This window comes from Microbacterium sp. JAI119 (assembly GCF_013410135.1).
Lineage (GTDB): Bacteria > Actinomycetota > Actinomycetes > Actinomycetales > Microbacteriaceae > Microbacterium > Microbacterium oxydans.
Map to the genome: position 1 here is coordinate 85399 of NZ_JACCCK010000005.1, position 17884 is coordinate 103282.

General features: G+C 66.0%; 16 protein-coding genes. 10 read left to right on the forward strand and 6 right to left on the reverse strand.

Annotation, left to right across the window (positions count from 1 at the left end; genetic code table 11):
- Nucleotides 1-27: 27 nt before the first annotated feature.
- The 5 genes from dnaE (at nt 28) to HDC31_RS17645 (ending at nt 7684) form a co-directional block, all read left to right on the forward strand.
- Nucleotides 28-3546 carry a DNA polymerase III subunit alpha gene (gene dnaE, locus HDC31_RS17625; RefSeq protein WP_058632806.1) on the forward strand — a complete coding sequence of 1173 codons (3519 nt, stop codon included), beginning with the start codon at nt 28-30 and terminating at the stop codon, nt 3544-3546.
- A gap of 72 nt (nt 3547-3618) precedes the next feature.
- Entirely contained in the window at nt 3619-4848 is a 1230-nt protein-coding gene (locus tag HDC31_RS17630) for a hypothetical protein (RefSeq protein WP_113680227.1), read from the forward strand.
- A 2-nt stretch (nt 4849-4850) separates the two neighbouring features.
- Nucleotides 4851-6155, forward strand: coding sequence for a histidinol dehydrogenase (gene hisD, locus HDC31_RS17635; protein WP_113680226.1), 1305 nt, complete (start codon nt 4851-4853; stop codon nt 6153-6155).
- A gap of 10 nt (nt 6156-6165) precedes the next feature.
- Nucleotides 6166-6636: a transcriptional regulator NrdR gene (gene nrdR, locus HDC31_RS17640; protein WP_046749305.1), complete on the forward strand. Its 471-nt coding sequence runs from the start codon at nt 6166-6168 to the stop codon at nt 6634-6636.
- A gap of 10 nt (nt 6637-6646) precedes the next feature.
- A complete protein-coding gene (locus HDC31_RS17645) occupies nt 6647-7684 on the forward strand; it encodes a quinone-dependent dihydroorotate dehydrogenase (protein ID WP_113680225.1) in 1038 nt (345 codons plus the stop codon).
- Here the strand turns inward: HDC31_RS17645 and HDC31_RS17650 are convergent.
- Nucleotides 7659-8231, reverse strand: a complete 573-nt coding sequence (locus HDC31_RS17650; RefSeq protein ID WP_113680224.1) for a DUF3043 domain-containing protein — start codon at nt 8229-8231, stop codon at nt 7659-7661. The two genes, HDC31_RS17645 and HDC31_RS17650, sit on opposite strands and share 26 nt — an antisense overlap.
- A 46-nt stretch (nt 8232-8277) precedes the next feature.
- Between HDC31_RS17650 and HDC31_RS17655 the strand changes: the two genes are divergently transcribed.
- The 5 genes from HDC31_RS17655 to HDC31_RS17675 all read left to right on the forward strand — a co-directional run bounded on the left by HDC31_RS17655 (nt 8278) and on the right by HDC31_RS17675 (nt 13331).
- Nucleotides 8278-9690, forward strand: a complete 1413-nt coding sequence (locus tag HDC31_RS17655) for a dipeptidase (protein WP_113680223.1) — start codon at nt 8278-8280, stop codon at nt 9688-9690.
- A gap of 61 nt (nt 9691-9751) precedes the next feature.
- On the forward strand, nt 9752-10114 hold the full coding sequence (erpA, locus tag HDC31_RS17660; protein ID WP_017830247.1) for an iron-sulfur cluster insertion protein ErpA: 363 nt from the start codon (nt 9752-9754) through the stop codon (nt 10112-10114).
- A gap of 139 nt (nt 10115-10253) precedes the next feature.
- The gene (gene coxB / locus HDC31_RS17665) at nt 10254-11156 is read left to right on the forward strand and encodes a cytochrome c oxidase subunit II (protein WP_046749301.1); all 903 of its coding nucleotides are present in this window, start codon (nt 10254-10256) and stop codon (nt 11154-11156) included.
- 3 nt (nt 11157-11159) lie between these two features.
- Nucleotides 11160-12893, forward strand: a complete 1734-nt coding sequence (gene ctaD / locus HDC31_RS17670; protein WP_171011008.1) for a cytochrome c oxidase subunit I — start codon at nt 11160-11162, stop codon at nt 12891-12893.
- A 3-nt stretch (nt 12894-12896) separates the two neighbouring features.
- The gene (locus HDC31_RS17675) at nt 12897-13331 is read left to right on the forward strand and encodes a cytochrome c oxidase subunit 4 (RefSeq protein ID WP_046749300.1); all 435 of its coding nucleotides are present in this window, start codon (nt 12897-12899) and stop codon (nt 13329-13331) included.
- Nucleotides 13332-13399: 68 nt separating this feature from the next.
- Here the strand turns inward: HDC31_RS17675 and HDC31_RS17680 are convergent, their stop codons facing one another.
- The 5 genes from HDC31_RS17680 to HDC31_RS17700 all read right to left on the reverse strand — a co-directional run bounded on the left by HDC31_RS17680 (nt 13400) and on the right by HDC31_RS17700 (nt 17849).
- Nucleotides 13400-13819 (reverse strand): rhodanese-like domain-containing protein, encoded by a 420-nt coding sequence (locus HDC31_RS17680; protein ID WP_113680222.1) that lies wholly within the window; start codon nt 13817-13819, stop codon nt 13400-13402.
- Between the two features lie 115 nt (nt 13820-13934).
- Nucleotides 13935-14450 (reverse strand): GNAT family N-acetyltransferase, encoded by a 516-nt coding sequence (locus HDC31_RS17685; protein ID WP_113680221.1) that lies wholly within the window; start codon nt 14448-14450, stop codon nt 13935-13937.
- 30 nt (nt 14451-14480) lie between these two features.
- Nucleotides 14481-14885: a RidA family protein gene (locus tag HDC31_RS17690; protein WP_046749297.1), complete on the reverse strand. Its 405-nt coding sequence runs from the start codon at nt 14883-14885 to the stop codon at nt 14481-14483.
- 79 nt (nt 14886-14964) lie between these two features.
- Complete coding sequence (locus tag HDC31_RS17695) at nt 14965-16776, reverse strand: cytochrome bc complex cytochrome b subunit (RefSeq protein ID WP_058632813.1); 1812 nt, start codon at nt 16774-16776, stop codon at nt 14965-14967.
- Nucleotides 16773-17849 (reverse strand): ubiquinol-cytochrome c reductase iron-sulfur subunit, encoded by a 1077-nt coding sequence (locus HDC31_RS17700; RefSeq protein WP_046749295.1) that lies wholly within the window; start codon nt 17847-17849, stop codon nt 16773-16775. The genes HDC31_RS17695 and HDC31_RS17700 overlap by 4 nt, the downstream gene beginning before the upstream one ends.
- Nucleotides 17850-17884 lie beyond the last annotated feature (35 nt).

Genomic DNA, 17884 nt, shown 5'->3' on the forward strand with positions numbered 1-17884 from the left:
TCGGGGCCCCGCCGTAGACTCGAAGGCATGGCATCCGACTCTTTCGTCCACCTGCACGTGCACAGCGAATACTCGATGCTCGACGGTGCGGCGAAGATCAATGCGATGACCCAGGCGGCTGCCGAATACGGCATGCCCGCGATCGCCGTCACCGATCACGGCAACACCTTCGCGGCCTTCGAGTTCTACAACGCCGCACGAAACGCCGGCATCAAGCCCATCATCGGGCTCGAGGCGTACATGACCCCCGGTACCCACCGCAGCGACAAGACTCGCGTGCAGTGGGGCTCGCCCGACCAGAAGAGCGATGACGTCTCGGGTTCCGGCGCGTACACCCACATGACGATGTGGAGCCAGAGCACCGAGGGCATGCACAACCTCTTCCGCATCAGCTCGAGATCGAGCATGGAGGGGTACTACTTCAAGCCGCGTATGGACCGCGAGCTGCTCCAGACCTACGGCAAGGGACTCATCGCCACGACAGGCTGCCCTTCGGGGGAGATCCAGACACGTCTGCGACTCGGACAGTACGACGCGGCACGCGCGGCGGCGGCCGAGTTCCAGGACATCTTCGGCAAGGAGAACTACTTCGCCGAGATCATGGACCACGGCCTGTCGATCGAGCGGCGTGTCATGACCGACCTGCTCCGTCTGTCGAAGGACCTGAACATCCCCCTGGTCGCCACCAACGACTCGCACTACACGCACCAGCACGAGGCCGACGCACACGAGGCTCTCCTGTGCGTGCAGTCTGGGTCGACGATGGACGACCCCAACCGGTTCAAGTTCGACGGCGACGGCTACTACATCAAGACAGCGGCCGAGATGCGGCAGCTCTTCCGAGACCACCCGGAAGCATGCGACAATACGCTGCTGATCGCCGAGCGGTGCGAGGTGGAGTTCAACACCTCCGCGAACTACATGCCGCGATTCCCGGTGCCGGACGGCGAGACCGAGGACAGCTGGCTCATCAAAGAGGTCGAGGCGGGGCTCCACTACCGCTACCCGGGTGGCATCCCCGACAAGGTGCGCAAGCAGGCCGAGTACGAGACCGGCATCATCCTGCAGATGGGGTTCCCCGGGTACTTCCTGGTCGTCGCCGACTTCATCAACTGGGCGAAGGACAACGGCATCCGGGTCGGTCCCGGCCGTGGCTCCGGTGCCGGATCGATGGTCGCGTACGCGATGAGGATCACCGACCTCGATCCGCTCGAGCACGGACTGATCTTCGAGCGATTCCTCAACCCCGACCGTGTATCGATGCCCGACTTCGACGTCGACTTCGATGACCGGCGCCGTGGCGAGGTCATCGACTACGTGACCGAGAAGTACGGCTCCGAGCGCGTCGCGCAGATCGTCACGTACGGCACCATCAAGTCCAAGCAGGCGCTGAAGGACGCCGGGCGCGTGCTCGGGTTCCCGTTCAGCATGGGAGAGCGTCTCACCAAGGCGATGCCCCCGCCCGTGATGGGCAAGGACATGCCCCTCGACGGCATGTTCGACTCGGCGCACCCGCGGTACAAGGAGGCGAGCGAGTTCCGCACCTTGATCGAGACCGATCCGGAGGCGAAGACCGTCTTCGACCGTGCGCTGGGTCTCGAGGGCTTGAAGCGTCAGTGGGGCGTGCACGCCGCCGGTGTGATCATGTCGTCCGACCCGTTGCTCGACATCATCCCGATCATGCGCCGTGAGCAGGACGGCCAGATCGTCACGCAGTTCGACTACCCGTCGTGCGAGTCGCTCGGTCTGATCAAGATGGACTTCCTGGGGCTCCGCAACCTCACGATCATCTCCGACGCGCTCGACAACATCCGCACCAACCGAGGTGAGGAACTCGACCTCGAGCACCTCGGCCTCGACGACCCGGGCGTTTATCAGCTGCTCGCCCGCGGAGACACCCTCGGTGTGTTCCAGCTCGACAGCCCGCCCCTGCGTTCCTTGATGCGGCTGATGAAGCCCGACAACTTCGGCGACATCTCGGCACTCATCGCCCTGTATCGTCCGGGGCCCATGGGCGCCAACTCGCACACGAACTACGCCCTGCGCAAGAACGGCCTGCAGGAGATCACTCCGATCCATCCCGAACTGGAAGCGCCTCTCGCCGAGATCCTGCAGGAGTCCTACGGGCTCATCATCTACCAGGAGCAGGTCATGGCCATCGCTCAGGCGGTCGCCGGCTTCAGCCTCGGACAGGCAGACATCCTCCGTCGTGCCATGGGCAAGAAGAAGAAGTCCGAGCTGGACAAGCAGTACGAGGGTTTCGCCGGCGGTATGAAGGAACGCGGCTTCGGCGAGGCGGCGATCAAGGCCCTGTGGGACATCCTGCTGCCCTTCTCGGACTACGCGTTCAACAAAGCGCACTCCGCCGCGTACGGCCTGGTGTCGTACTGGACCGCATACCTCAAGGCGCACTATCCCGCCGAGTACATGGCGGCGCTGCTCACCAGCGTCGGCGACTCCAAGGACAAGATGGCGCTGTACCTGAACGAGTGCCGTCGGATGGGCATCAAGGTGCTCCCGCCCGACGTCTCCGACTCGATCAACTTCTTCGCCGCCGTGGGCGACGACATCCGCTTCGGCCTCGGAGCCGTGCGCAACGTCGGCAGCAACGTCGTCGAGGGCATCGTCAAGGCCCGCAAGGACGAGCGCTTCACTTCGTTCCATCACTTCCTCGAGAAGGTTCCTCTGCACGTCTCGAACAAGCGCACCGTCGAGTCCCTGATCAAGGCGGGCGCGTTCGACTCCATGGGAGACACCCGTCGCGCGCTGTACGAGGTGCACGAAGACGCGGTCGAGGCGGCGGTCGACCGCAAGCGGAACGAGGCCCAGGGGGCGATCGGCTTCGACTTCGACAGCCTGTACGACGGGACCGAAGAGGTCGCGCCGGCCAAGGTCCCGGCCAGACCCGAGTGGGTCAAGAAGGACAAGCTCGCGTTCGAGCGGGAGATGCTCGGGCTCTACGTGTCAGACCACCCTCTCGCCGGACTCGAGGTACCGCTCGCGAAGCATGCGTCGATCTCGATCAACGATCTGAACAACTCCGAAGACCTGCAGGACGGCGACCAGGTGACGGTGGCCGGACTCGTGACCAGCGTGCAGCACCGCGTGGCCAAGGCGAGCGGAAACCCGTACGGCATGATCACCGTAGAGGACTTCAATGGTGAGGTCACCGTGATGTTCATGGGAAAGACGTACACCGAGTTCCAGCACACGCTGCAGCAGGACGCGATCCTCGCCGTGCGCGGGCGCGTGTCCAGGCGCGACGACGGGCTCAACCTGCACGCGCAGTCGGCGTTCGCTCCCGACGTGGGCTCTTTCGACGCGGCCGGTCCGCTGGCACTCGTCCTCGCCGAGCAGCGGGCGACCGAGCGGGTGATGATGGAACTCGCGGAGGTGCTCCGGCGCCACAACGGAGACACCGAGGTGGTGCTCCGCGTGCACCGGGGCGGCACGGCGAAGGTCTTCGAGGTGCCGATGCCCGTCAAGGTGTCCGCGGATCTGTTCGGTGACCTCAAGTCGCTGCTCGGGCCCACCTGTCTGGGGTGAGCGGGGTAGGATCGTGAGCCGTCGGCAGCACGACGAAACCACCCGTCGAGCCCCGTGACGAAAGGACCACGCATGAGCACGGATCTCCCCGAAACGGATCCTGAGGACGAGGTCTTCAGCGACGACGACGGTGTCCTCTACGACGAAGAGGTCACGCCGGAGTTCGGAATCCTCGGGTTCACGCTGCGCGAGCTGCTGATCGTGGGCGTGTGGCTGCTTTCGTTCGTGTTCTCGTTCTTCCCGCTCATCGGCGACCTCTCGCTCTGGGGCGTCGGAATCCAGTGGGTGCTTCCGATCGCGCTGCCCACCGTCGCCGTGTTCCTTCTGGTGCTCCGCCGATTCTCGCCCGACGGCATCCGCCGGGTCGGCTCACTCGGCATCGATCAGTTCGCCTCTGTCGCGTTCTCCGTGTCCGCCGTGGTCTGGATCGGCAGCCTGTGGCTCGCGATCTCCGCGCTCGTCTCCGGTGGCGTCTGGACCCTTCCGTGGAACGGAGTCGCCCTGGCCATCACCTCTGTGGCGCTCGTCGTCCTCACGGTGTTCGCCCCGATCATCCCGGGTCTCAAGGAAGACTTCCACGGGCGTCTCGTGACGCTCGCACACCGCAATGCGAACCCCGTTCGTCCCGTGATCGCGCGGCCGCGTCCCGAGCCCGCGATCACCGACACGGTCGAAGAGCCGTCGCGCGTACCTGCGACCTCCGACGAGCTCGAGGTGTCTGAGGAGTCCGAGACGCAGACCGACGTCATCGTCGACAGCTCGGCTCTTCCTCTCGTCATCGACCGCGATGTCGAGCTGTCGGGCCACCAGGCCACGGACGAGATCGCTCGCTTCGACCTCGCCGAGCAGGTGCCGCTCACGGCACACGCGTCCGGTGGCGGGATCGGCACCACGCCGGAGGAGTCCGACGAGGACTACGTTCCCTCGTACTCACGTCGCTCCCGCAACCAGGAGCCGGAGATCGTCTCGGATACCGGGAGCATCGAGTCGCTGCTCGAGACAGCGGCGACGTATGAGACGAGCACGGCCGAGGAAGAGCCGGAGCCGCTGATCCTGGAGGGCGTCACGGACGCCGACCTCGAGACGACGAATCCCCGAGCGACGGCGCCCGCAGCCCAGCCGTTCTGGATCCTCGCGCCGTCCGAGCGCGACGTCCACGACGAGCGTGGAGAGCCGCTCTTCCGCATCGGCCCGAGCGCGTGGGCTCTCGTGATCGAGGACCGTGGGGGTGCGTTCGTCGTCCGACATGACGACGGACGGATCGGCTACCTCCACGACATCTCCGACATCACGAAGGGTTGACAATGCGCACGATCGATCTGCGAGGGCGCGAGCTCTCGCCCGCGGGCATGCTCGCCGCCGTCCCCAGGGCAACGCAGGCCAGAGCCGAAGCGCTGGACACCGCAGCGCGCATCGTCGACGACGTGCGCGAGCGCGGTGAGGCGGCTCTTCGGGAGCAGGCCGAACGATTCGACGGAGTCACGGAACACGCAGTGCGCGTGCCCGCCGATCACCTCATCACGGCGTTGGAAGAGCTCGCGCCGGAGGTGCGGAGTGCGCTCGAGGAGGCGATCCGTCGCGTGCGCCTCGCGTCGGCAGCCCAGGTTCCCGCGACGCAGGTGACGCACATCGGGGAAGGGGCCGTCATCACGCAGCGCTGGCAGCCGGTGCACCGCGTGGGGGTCTACATCCCCGGCGGCAAAGCCGTGTATCCGTCGAGCGTGATCATGAACGTCGTGCCGGCACAGGTCGCCGGTGTCCAGGAGATCGCCCTGGCATCGCCGCCGCAGTCGGACCAGGGCGGACGAATCCACCCGACGATCCTCGCGGCGGCCGCGTTGCTGGGGGTGACCGAGGTGTACGCGATGGGTGGCGCCGGCGCGATCGGCGCGCTGGCCCACGGAGTGTCGTCGCTCGACCTCGACCCTGTCGACGTCGTCTCGGGTCCGGGGAACAATTACGTCGCTTCCGCCAAGCGCGCCGTCGCCGGCGTCGTCGGAACGGACTCGGAAGCCGGGGCCACGGAGATCCTCGTCGTCGCCGACGCCCACGCGGATCCTCGGCTCATCGCCGCAGACCTCGTCAGCCAGGCGGAGCACGACGAGCAGGCATCGGCGGTGCTCGTGACTGACGCGGCGGATCTGGCCGAGAAGGTGGCCGCCGAAGTGGAACGCATCGCCGCCGGCACGCGCCACAGCGAACGTGTCGCGGCCGCGCTGTCGGGGCCGCAGTCCGCGATCGTCCTCGTCGACGATCGCGACATGGCCACCGCCTTCAGCAACGCCTACGCACCGGAGCACCTCGAACTCCACCTCGTCGACGCCGAGCAGGCTGCCGCGGCCTTCACCAGCGCCGGGGCCGTGTTCGTCGGCGACCAGACCCCCGTCAGCCTCGGGGACTACATGGCAGGCAGCAATCACGTCCTGCCGACTGGAGGGCAGGCGCGCTATGCCCCGGGTCTCGGCTCGTACACCTTCCTTCGCCCGCAGCAGGTGATCTCCTACGACAGAGCTGCCCTGGCGGCTGTGCGGGCTGGAGTCGTCGCCCTGGCCGAAACCGAGGTGCTTCCTGCCCACGGCGAAGCGATCGAGGCGCGTTTCACCGCGTAGGATCGGTCAGATGCACTGCCCCTTCTGTCGACACCCCGATTCCCGCGTCATCGATTCACGCACCAGCGACGACGGACTCTCGATCAGGCGTCGTCGACAGTGCCCGGAGTGCGGTGGCAGGTTCACCACGACGGAGACGGCGAGCCTCAACGTCATCAAGCGTTCCGGGGTGATGGAGCCGTTCAGTCGGGAGAAGGTCATCACGGGCGTGCGCAAGGCGTGCCAGGGACGTCCGGTCACCGAGGGAGACCTCGCGGTGCTCGCTCAACGCGTGGAAGAGGCCGTGCGGCAGACCGGCGTCTCGCAGCTCGACACGAACGAGATCGGTCTGGCCATCCTGGGACCGTTGCGCGAGCTTGACGAGGTCGCGTTCCTGCGGTTCGCCAGCGTCTATCAGGCGTTCGATTCGCTCGAGGACTTCGAGTCCGCCATCACCGACCTGCGCGCCGACCACACGAAGCGGGAGTCCGCGGAGCGGTAATCTGGCAGGGATGTATCCGCTGCTCTTTCGCGCTGTCCTGTCGCGCTTCGACCCCGAGTTCGCCCACCACGCCGGCATGGCGGTGATCCGTGTGCTCGGGGCGCCTCCGTTCTCCTGGGCGACGCGGGCTCTCACTCGACCGGATCCGTCGCTTCAGGTCGAAGCCCTCGGTCTCACCTTCCCCTCGCCGTTCGGTGTCGCTGCGGGGTTCGACAAGAACGCGGTGGGCGTGCGGGGACTCGCCGCGCTGGGGTTCGGGCACGTGGAAGTGGGCACCGTGACGGCGATCCCTCAGGAGGGAAACCCCAAGCCGCGGCTGTTCCGTCTCGTCGAAGACCGGGCCGTGATCAATCGGATGGGCTTCAACAACGCGGGAGCGGATGCCGCCGCTCGTCGACTCGCGCGCCTGCGGCGTGGCGCGCCCGACACGATCATCGGCGTCAACATCGGCAAGAGCCGTGTCGTCGACGTCGAAGACGCGACCGCCGACTATGTGGCTTCGGCGACGCGCCTCGCTCCGCTCGCCGACTATCTGGCCGTCAACGTGTCGTCACCGAACACGCCGGGGCTGCGCGGCCTGCAGGCTGTCGAGACGCTCGCGCCGCTTCTTCGCGCGGTCAGGGAAGCCTCCGGCAGCACGCCACTTCTCGTGAAGATCGCGCCTGACCTCCCGGATGATGAGATCGCGGCGATCGCTCGGTTGGCCGTCGCCGAGGGGCTGGCGGGGATCATCGCCCACAACACGACGATCAGTCGAGCCGGGCTGCGTACGGATGCGGCGACCGTCGAGGCCGCGGGAGCGGGTGGGCTCTCCGGGGCGCCGCTGAAGAAGCGGTCCCTCGAAGTGCTGCGCGTCGTGCGCGACGCGGTTCCCGCAGATTTCTGCGTCATCGCGGTCGGGGGAGTGGAGACCGCTTCGGACGTGCAGGAGCGCATCGACGCAGGTGCGACGCTCGTGCAGGGCTATACGGCGTTCCTCTACCGCGGCCCGTTCTGGGGTCGCGAGATCAACAGGGGACTGCTCAGGCGGGGTACTGGCCGCGCTTGACCTGCGGCTTCGGCAGACGCATGAAGCGCATCTGCAGCGCGCGCATCGCGGCGTACCAGCCGAGGCCGCGCTCGAGTCGGTCCTTGCCGAACTTCGCCGCCGCCTTGCGCTTGACCCGCATGCCGAGCAGGATCATGCCGCCGATCGCGATCACGAGGTAGCCCATCATCACGATGTAGGCGTAGAAGGAGATGGCCGTGTTCGCCGGCACCAGCGAGGCGAGGATGACCAGCACCATCACACCCATCACGAACTCGGCCGGGTGCCACCCCGCGTCCACGTAGTCGCGGACCCAGCGGCGCTGCGGGCCCTTGTCGCGAACCGGGAGGTACTTCTCCTCACCGGCGGCCAAGCCTGCCTGCGCGCGGGCACGGCGCTCATTGAGCTCCGCCTTGGCCGCCGCCTTCGCCTCTTTGGTGTTGGCGACGAGGGGCCGGCGACGAGCTGCCTCCTGCTCCGCACGGCTCGGCGTCGCGCGCCCCTTGCCGACGGAGGTCGTCTCGGGTGCGTCGTCGTTCGTGGAAGGGGAGGTAGGGGTAGTGGACACGGAGTTCCTCGGTTCGCCGGTGGGGGATCACCTTAAGATTACTCGCATGACCTCTCCTGTTCCTCACCGTGAGTCCGACGCCGCCGTCCTCGAGGCGGTGGCGACCGGGATCCCCTCTGCGCTGTCGGATCTCGGCCACCTGGTGCGCATCCCCGGCATGGCCTGGCCGGCGTTCGATCAGACGCAGCTGGAACGCAGCGCAGAGGCTGTCGCCGCGCTGGCATCCGGCACCGGTGTGTTCGACGAGGTGCGCGTGCTCCGCGCCGCGATCCCCGGGACAGACGAGCAGGGACAGCCGGCTGTGCTCGCCACGCGTGCCGCGCGCAACGGCAAGCCGACGATCCTGCTCTACGCCCACCACGACGTGCAGCCTCCGGGGGATGATGCCCTGTGGGAGACTCCGCCGTTCGAGCCGACGGTGCGTGACGGGCGTCTCTACGGCCGTGGGGCGGCGGACGACAAGGCCGGCATCATGTCGCACATCGCCTCGATCCGCGCGGTCAGCGAGGTGCTGGGCGACGATCTCGACCTCGGCATCGCGATGTTCATAGAGGGGGAGGAGGAGTACGGCTCCCGCTCGTTCGCGCAGTTCCTCTCCGACAATAAGGACGCTCTCCGCGCGGACGCGATCGTCGTGGCGGACTCCGGTAACTGGGACTCCGTGACCCCGGGGCTCACGGTCTCGCTCCGTGGCAATGCGCGCTTCACGATGCGTGTGCGCACCCTCGACCACGCTTCGCACTCCGGCATGTTCGGCGGCGCCGTGCCCGATGCGATGATGGCGACTGTCACACTGCTCTCCACACTGTGGAACGCCGACGGTTCGGTCGCGGTCGAGGGCATGACCGAGCGGGACGCTCCCACTCCTGAATACACCGAGGCGACGCTGCGAGACGAGGCGGGTCTGCTGCCCGGCACCACGCCGATCGGCGGCGGCACCATCCTCAGCCGGATCTGGAACAAGCCCTCGGTGACGGTCATCGGGATCGATGCCACCAGTGTGGCGGCGGCCTCCAACACCCTGCTCCCCGAGGTGACGGTGGTCATCAGCGCGCGGGTGGCACCGGGCCAGACCGGCAGGGAGGCCTACGACGCTCTCGAGAGTCATCTCCGCGCGCACGCGCCGTTCGGAGCAGACCTCACCTTCTCCGACATCGACCTCGGTGACGGCTTCCTCGTCGACACCAGCGGCTGGGCTGTCGCCCTCACCCGCGACGCCATGCGCGACGGCTACGGGGTGCCTCCCGTAGACCTCGGAGTGGGCGGCTCGATCCCGTTCATCGCGGACCTCGTGCGGGAGTTCCCCGACGCGCAGATCCTGGTCACCGGTGTCGAGGACCCGCACTCGCGCGCACACAGCCCCAACGAGTCGCTGCATCTCGACACCTTCCGCCATGCGGTCGCGACCGAGGCGTTGCTGCTCGCCCGCATGAATGACGAAGAACGCGGAGCCGTCTGAGATCAGCGGCGGTAGAATCGTCCGAGAAGCCGTGCACCCGCGGCCCGTCACAAGGAGCGACATGAGCGACACCACACTCTCCCCAGAGACCACCCGCGCACACGGCGTCACCCTGACCGACGCTGCTGCCACCAAGGTGAAGAACCTCCTGGAGCAGGAGGGCCGCGACGACCTGCGGCTGCGCGTTGCCGTGCAGCCGGGCGGATGCTCGGGCCTGATCTACCAGCTGTACTTCGACGAGCGCTACCTCGAGGGTGACGAGACCGTCGACTTCGACGGCGTGGAGGTCATCATCGACAACATGAGCGTCCCGTACCTCGACGGTGCGGCGATCGACTTCAAGGACACGATCTCCGAGCAGGGCTTCACGATCGACAACCCCAACGCGGCGGGAAGCTGCGCCTGCGGCGACAGCTTCCACTGATCCCGCGCCGTGCACACGGCCGCCGTCACCGCTGGTGACGGCGGCCGTTCTGGTTTCACTACCTGCGTGGATGGCATGAATCAGGTGTGAGGTTGCCCTAGACTTGGGTGTGCTCTGTTCGCGATCTGAAAGGTGCATCGTGCCCTCGAAACGCAGCCTTCGTTGGGCCGCCCTCCCTGTGGGAGTTGCGGCAGCCTTGGCCCTGGCGGGATGCTCTCCCACCGAGCTGAACGGCTTTCTTCCGGGCTTCGTGGAGGGTGGTCCCGCAGCCACCAACCAGACCGAGCGCGTCTCGTCGCTCTGGGTCAACTCCTGGATCGTGCTCCTCGCGGTCGGCATCATCACCTGGGGCCTGATGGCCTGGGCTGCGATCGCCTACCGCCGCCGCAAGGGCCAGACCGGCCTCCCGGTGCAGATGCGCTACAACATGCCGATCGAGATCTTCTACACGATCGTGCCGCTCATCCTCGTGCTGGGCATGTTCTTCTTCACGGCTCGCGACCAGTCCGAGATCGAGGCGAAGTGGGACGACCCCGACGTCGAGATCACCGCGATCGCGAAGCAGTGGGCCTGGGACTTCCAGTACGACGGCGAGGAGGAGGACAACTCCGACGCCGTCTGGACGATGGGCGTCCAGGCGCAGCCCGACAAGGACGGCAACATCGACCAGGCACAGCTGCCGACCCTGGTGCTGCCTGTCGACAAGAAGGTCACGATCAACCTTCAGTCGCGCGACGTCATCCACTCCTTCTGGATCATCGACTTCCTGTACAAGAAGGACATGTTCATCGGGAAGGACAACTCCTGGTCGTTCATCCCGACTCGAGAGGGCGAGTACGCCGGCAAGTGCGCCGAGCTCTGCGGTGAGTACCACTCCATGATGCTCTTCAACGTGAAGGTGGTCTCCCAGAGCGACTACGACGCCTACGTGGCATCGCTCGAGGAGAAGGGCAACACCGGCGACATCACCGGTGCGTACGACCGTCTCGCGAACCTGCCGGGGACCACCCCGAAGACCGACACCGAGGAAGGAGGGGAGTAAGCCATGTCGACCACAGAAGCTCCCCGTACCGACGAGTCCCCCCGCTCGCGTCCCAGCACTCTGCCCGCACGCCAGGCCGCTCTCATGAGCTCCTCGCGCGTCGAGCAGAAGGGCAACATCGTCGTCAAGTGGATCACCTCCACCGACCACAAGACGATCGGGTACATGTACCTGATCGCGTCGGTGATGTTCTTCCTCCTCGGCGGTGTGATGGCTCTCGTCATCCGCGCAGAGCTGTTCGCGCCGGGCATGCAGATCATCCCGACGAAGGAGCAGTACAACCAGCTCTTCACGATGCACGGCACGATCATGCTGCTGATGTTCGCGACGCCGCTGTTCGCCGGGTTCGCCAACGCCATCCTGCCGCTGCAGATCGGTGCCCCTGACGTCGCCTTCCCGCGTCTGAACGCCTTCGCCTTCTGGCTCTTCCTCTTCGGCTCCACGATCGCCGTCGCCGGCTTCCTGACCCCGCAGGGCGCGGCCTCCTTCGGATGGTTCGCGTACCAGCCGCTGGCGGGAGCGTCGTTCTCGCCTGGCGCAGGTGGAAACCTCTGGATGGTCGGTCTCGGCATCTCCGGTTTCGGTACCATCCTCGGTGCCGTCAACTTCATCACCACGATCATCACGATGCGTGCGCCCGGTATGACCATGTGGCGCATGCCGATCTTCTCGTGGAACACGCTCATCACGAGCCTGCTCATCCTGATGGCGTTCCCGGTGCTGGCCGCGGCCATCTTCGCTGCTGCTGCAGACCGTATCCTCGGTGCGCACATCTACGACCCGGCCAACGGCGGAGTCCTGCTCTGGCAGCACCTGTTCTGGTTCTTCGGACACCCTGAGGTCTACATCATCGCGCTGCCGTTCTTCGGCATCGTCTCCGAGATCTTCCCGGTGTTCAGCCGCAAGCCGATCTTCGGATACAAGACCCTCGTCTACGCGACGATCGCCATCGCGGCGCTGTCCGTCGCCGTGTGGGCTCACCACATGTACGTGACGGGCTCGGTCCTGCTGCCGTTCTTCGCTCTGATGACCATGCTCATCGCTGTGCCGACGGGTGTGAAGATCTTCAACTGGATCGGCACGCTCTGGCGAGGTTCGGTGACTTTCGAGACGCCGATGGTCTTCGCACTCGGCTTCCTCGTCTCGTTCGTCTTCGGTGGTCTGACGGGTGTCATCCTCGCGGCTCCGCCGCTGGACTTCGCCCTTTCCGACTCGTACTTCGTCGTCGCCCACTTCCACTACGTGGTGTTCGGAACCGTGGTGTTCGCCATGTTCGCCGGCTTCTACTTCTGGTGGCCCAAGTGGACAGGACGCATGCTGAACGAGCGTCTCGGCTACGTGCACTTCTGGCTGCTGTTCATCGGCTTCCACATGACGTTCCTCATCCAGCACTGGCTGGGTGTCGACGGCATGGTGCGTCGTTACGCCGACTACTCGGAGGCCGACGGCTGGACCTGGCAGAACCAGGTGTCGACGATCGGTGCCATCATCCTCGGCGCCTCGATGCTGCCGTTCTTCCTGAACGTCTGGATCACGGCACGCAAGGCTCCGAAGGTCACGGTCAACGACCCGTGGGGCTACGGCGGATCGCTCGAGTGGGCGACGTCCTGCCCGCCGCCGCGACACAACTTCACGTCGATCCCGCGCATTCGCAGCGAGCGTCCTGCGTTCGACCTGAATCACCCGGAAGCTGCGGAGTTCGCCACGACGGCTCCCGGCGAGCGAGAGGCCCACTAAGTCATGCGCGACAACGTCATTCTCTGGTGGATCCTGACGGCGTTCTTCGCCCTCGTCGGAGTCGTCTACACCGGCTGGCACATCCTCGCCACGCCTAACGACGACTTCGCCATGCGGGTCGAGTGGGTCGGCACGGTCGCCCTGTTCTTCGCCGCTTTCATGGCCGCGATGATCGCGTTCTACCTCGACCGCACCCACAAGGCCCAGCGCGGCGAGCTGCCGGAGGACATCCTGACGTCGGACATCGACGACGGTGACCCGGAGCTCGGCGAGTTCAGCCCGTGGTCGTGGTGGCCCATCGTCCTGGCCGCATCAGCCGGTGTCTTCGTGGTGGGCCTGGCAGTCGGCCACTTCCTCCTCCCGATCGGGCTGGCGATCTTCGTCGTCGCGATCGTCGGTTGGGTATACGAGTACTACCGCGGCAACTTCGCCCGCTGATACCGCGTATCGAAAGAAGGCCCTCGGATCCGTCCGGGGGCCTTCTTCCTGTGTAGCGACAGCCGTGTTCAGGCGCGGGTGCGGATCCGAGCGATTCCGGTGAGCGGATCCACCGGGCGATGATGCACGCCATCGGCGTCCTCCACCGCGTACCCTTCCCTGACCCAGTACTCGAAGCCGCCGATCATCTCGCGCACCCGATAGCCGAGGCGTGCGAACTCGAGCGCACCCTTCGCACCCGCATTGCACCCAGGGCTCCAGCAGTAGACCACGACATCGGTGTCCGCAGGGATCTCCCTCGGGGCACGGGAGGCGATCTCGCTGTAACGCATGTGTACGGCGCCGGCGACGCGCCCCTGAGCCCATGCCTCGTCCGAACGGACGTCGATCACCACCAGGTTCTCACCGGCCTTGATTGCGGCATGGACGTCGCTGGAGTCGGTCTCGTAGGTCAGTTTGGCCTCATAGAAGTCGGTGCGATCGATCATTCCCTCAGCCTAAGGAGCCGATGCGAGACGTCGACAGCGGAATCCCGTCTCGTGACGTGCGAATGCGGTCACATCCTGCCCACGAATCGCAGGAGGCCTGTTCCGCTCCCGCAATTCAGAGTGATGCAGTCATCTGCACGCGCGGACCATACTCGAAGAGACCGAGCGCGGATTCGACCTCGACGAGCTTCCGGAGCAGCGGAGTGTCCGGATCGCTCGCGACGAAACCACAGGAGCTGTAGAAGGGGGCATTCCAGGGCACATCCACATACGTGCGGAGCGTGATCTCTGCGTACCCGCGGTTCCGTGCCTCCGTGAGAGCAGCCTTGACGAGCTCACGACCGATTCCCCGGCGCCCGTATGACGGAAGCACGGAAAGCTGTTCGAGGTGCGCATGACCATCGATCTCCAGCACGTGGGCGAACCCGACGACAGGGGGCTCGACTGCTGCGTCGTCGGTGTGCTCGGCAACCAGCACGAACCCCGGCGACGACGTGCGTTCGACCGCGGGCGTAGGGGGAGGCCAGTCGACCGCGCCGAAACGGTCGACCAGCAGCGCATCCGCGGCGATCTCGATGCGTTCGGTGGCGGTGTCGTCGTCAGGGGTGGCCGGACGGATGACGATCTCCATGTTCAAGCAGCCAGGATCAGTTGGCCGAGGTCAGTCGGCCACGGCGGCGATGGCCTCGATCTCCACGAGCTGGTGGTCGTATCCGAGCACCGTGACGCCGAGGAGGGTGCTGGGGACGTCGTGCGCGCCGAAGGCGGCGTGGACCACATCCCAGGCGGTGACGAGGTCGGCCTGGGACGAAGAAGCTACCAGTACTCGTGTGCTGATGACATCGGTGAGGGACGCGCCGGCGACGTCGAGCGCTTCCTCGAGGGTCTCCACGCACCTGGCTGCTTGTGCCGCGTAATCGCCGGGCGCGGCGGTCGAGCCGTCGTCGTTGAGCGGACACGCGCCCGCAAGGAAGATGAGACGTGATCCGGACGGGGCTGTCGCGGCGTAGGCATAGGGAGCATCGGCGAGGGAAGTGGCTCGGATCAGTTGGACGGCGGAAGACATGGTTCGATCCTCTCATTCGGCAACAACGATGAAGGCCCCGTCCGCGTGGACGAGGCCTTCATCAGTGGGGGAGCGGCGACTACTCGCCGTCCTCCGACTTCTTGCGGGGCTTCTTCACCGGCTCGGTCGCGATGACCGTGCTGGGGGTGTTGGGCGTCTCGTCGACGTGCGTCTCGTCGACCGTGAGCGGGGCGTCGGGGAATCCTGCACGCTCATGCGCGCCCTGGATCTCCGCAGCCTCGGTCTCGTCGTTCTGAGCCGTGACGTGGTGCTGGTGAGCATCCGCGGCCTCGACCTCCGCCTGGGTGAGCGGCGCCAGACGGTCCTCGAAGAACCAGCGCGAGATCGAAGAACGGAGGTTCTCCGTCCACGGGATGCGACCCTTCGCGTTCGGACGCACCACGAGCGGCTCGTAGGTGTCGACGTCGATGAGCTTCCAGCGGTCGTACTTGTCGACAGGCTGGTGCACCTCGATGAACTCGCCGCCGGGGAGGCGGACGATGCGGCCCGACTCGTAACCGTGCAGGACGATCTCGCGGTCCTTCTTCTGCAGCGCGATGCAGATGCGCTTGGTGATGAAGTAGCCGAGGATCGGTCCGAGGAAGAGCAGCGCCTGCAGCGTGTGGATGACGCCTTCCATCGTGAGCATGAAGTGCGTCGCGATGAGGTCGGACGATGCAGCGGCCCACAGCACGGCGTAGAAGACCACGCCGGCGACGCCGATCGCGGTGCGGGTCGCGGCGTTGCGCGGACGCTGCGCGATGTGGTGCTCGCGCTTGTCGCCGGTGACCCATGCCTCGATGAAGGGGTAGATCGCCACGGCCACGATGAACAGACCGAGGACCAGAACCGGCGCGATGATTCCGAAGGACCAGGTGTGGTTCAAGAAGACGATGTCCCAGTTCGACGGAGCGAGACGCAGGGCGCCATCCGCGAAGCCGATGTACCAGTCCGGCTGCGTGCCGGCGGAGACGGGGGAGGGGTCGTACGGGCCGTAGTTCCAGATCGGGTTGATCTGGAAGAAGGTCGCGATCAACACGATGGTGCCGAAGACGATGAACAGGTAGCCGCCCATCTTGGACATGTAGACCGGCATCATCGGGTAGCCCACGACGTTGTCGTTCGTGCGGCCGGGGCCGGCGAACTGCGTGTGCTTGTTGATGATCATCAGCATGAGGTGCACGACGATCAGCGCGATCACCAGCATCGGCAGCAGCAGGATGTGCAGCGTGTAGAGGCGGCCGACGATGTCGGTGCCCGGGAACTCTCCGCCGAACAGGAGGAAGGAGGTCCACGTGCCGATCAGGGGGAGGCCCTTGATCATTCCGTCGATGATGCGGAGACCGTTACCCGAGAGCAGGTCGTCGGGCAGCGAGTAGCCGGTGAAGCCCTCGGCCATCGCGAGGATGAAGAGGATGAAACCGATCACCCAGTTCAGCTCGCGCGGCTTGCGGAACGCACCGGTGAAGAACACGCGGAGCATGTGCACGCCGATGCCGGCGATGAACACCAGAGCCGCCCAGTGGTGGATCTGGCGGACCAGAAGGCCACCGCGCAGGTCGAAGGAGATGTGCAGGGACGACTCGAGAGCCGCGGACATCTCGATTCCACGCATCGGCGCGTAGGCGCCGGTGTAGTGGGTCTCGACCATCGACGCCTGGAAGAAGAACGTCAGGAAGGTTCCGGAGAGGAACACGACGACGAAGCTCCACAGGGCGATCTCGCCGAGCATGAACGACCAGTGGTCGGGGAAGATCTTGCGTCCCAGCTCCTTGACGAAGCCGGAGAGGCTGGTGCGCTCATCGATGTAGTTCGACGCGGCACCGACGAAGCGACCGCCGAGGGGCGCCTTGGTGTCCTTGTCCTCTTTGGACAGCGTTGCGGTGCTCAATGGCGCTCCCAGAAGCTCGGGCCGACGGGTTCCGTGAAGTCGCTGCGTGCGACCAGGTAGCCCTCGTCATCGACGGTGATGGGCAGCTGCGGCAGCGGACGTGCCGCCGGGCCGAAGATGACCTTTGCGTGGTCCGTGACGTCGAACTGCGACTGGTGGCACGGGCACAGCAGGTGATGTGTCTGCTGCTCGTACAGTGCCACAGGGCAGCCGACGTGCGTGCAGACCTTGGAGTAGGCGACGATGCCGTCGTACGACCAGTCCTTGCGGTCCTCGGCCTCGATCAGCTGCTCGGGACGCAGGCGCATCATCAGCACGATGGCCTTGGCCTTCTCCTCGAGGTAACCGTCGCTGTGGCTGAGGGTGGCGAGCTCTTCCGGGATCACGTGGAAAGCGGAGCCGAGCGTGACGTCGGCCGCGCGGATCGGTGTGCCGTCGGGGTCGCGCACCAGGCGTGCTCCCTCTTCCCACATGGTGTGCTTGAGAAGCACGACCGGATCTCCCGCAGTGGGGTCATCCGGTGTGGAGTGCGGAGCCAGTCCGCGGAAGAGCGTCACGCCAGGGATGATCGAGGCGACGATCGCGGCGAACAGCGAGTTGCGGATCATGGTGCGACGGCCGAAACCGGACTCCTCGTTCGCGTCCGAGAAGGCCTTGATGGCCGCCTCACGCGTGGAGTCCTTGCCGCGGGTCGGGTGGCGGTGCTCGATGAACTCCTTGTCGGACATGAGCGCCTTGGACCAGTGGATCGCACCGATGCCGAGGGCCAGCAGCGCGAGAGCGATGCCGAGACCGATGAAGAGGTTGTTCTGACGGATGTCGATGAGCGCGCCGCTCTCGATCGGGAACAGCATGTAGGCGGCGACCGCCCAGATGCTCCCGGCGAGCGAGAGGTAGAACAGCGTGTAGACAGTGCGGACAGCGGCCTTCTCTGCGCGCGGGTCCTTGTCGGTCATCCGCTCGCGGTGCGGCGGAAGCCCGGGGTTCTGCACGGGATCGCTGACTGCGACACCCAGCCCTGGAGAGGGCTGGTAGGCCCTGTCAAGAGCCTGCGAGTCGTCGTCGTGTGCCATGGTGCTCCTCGTACGTTCCTCTTCGATGATTAAGC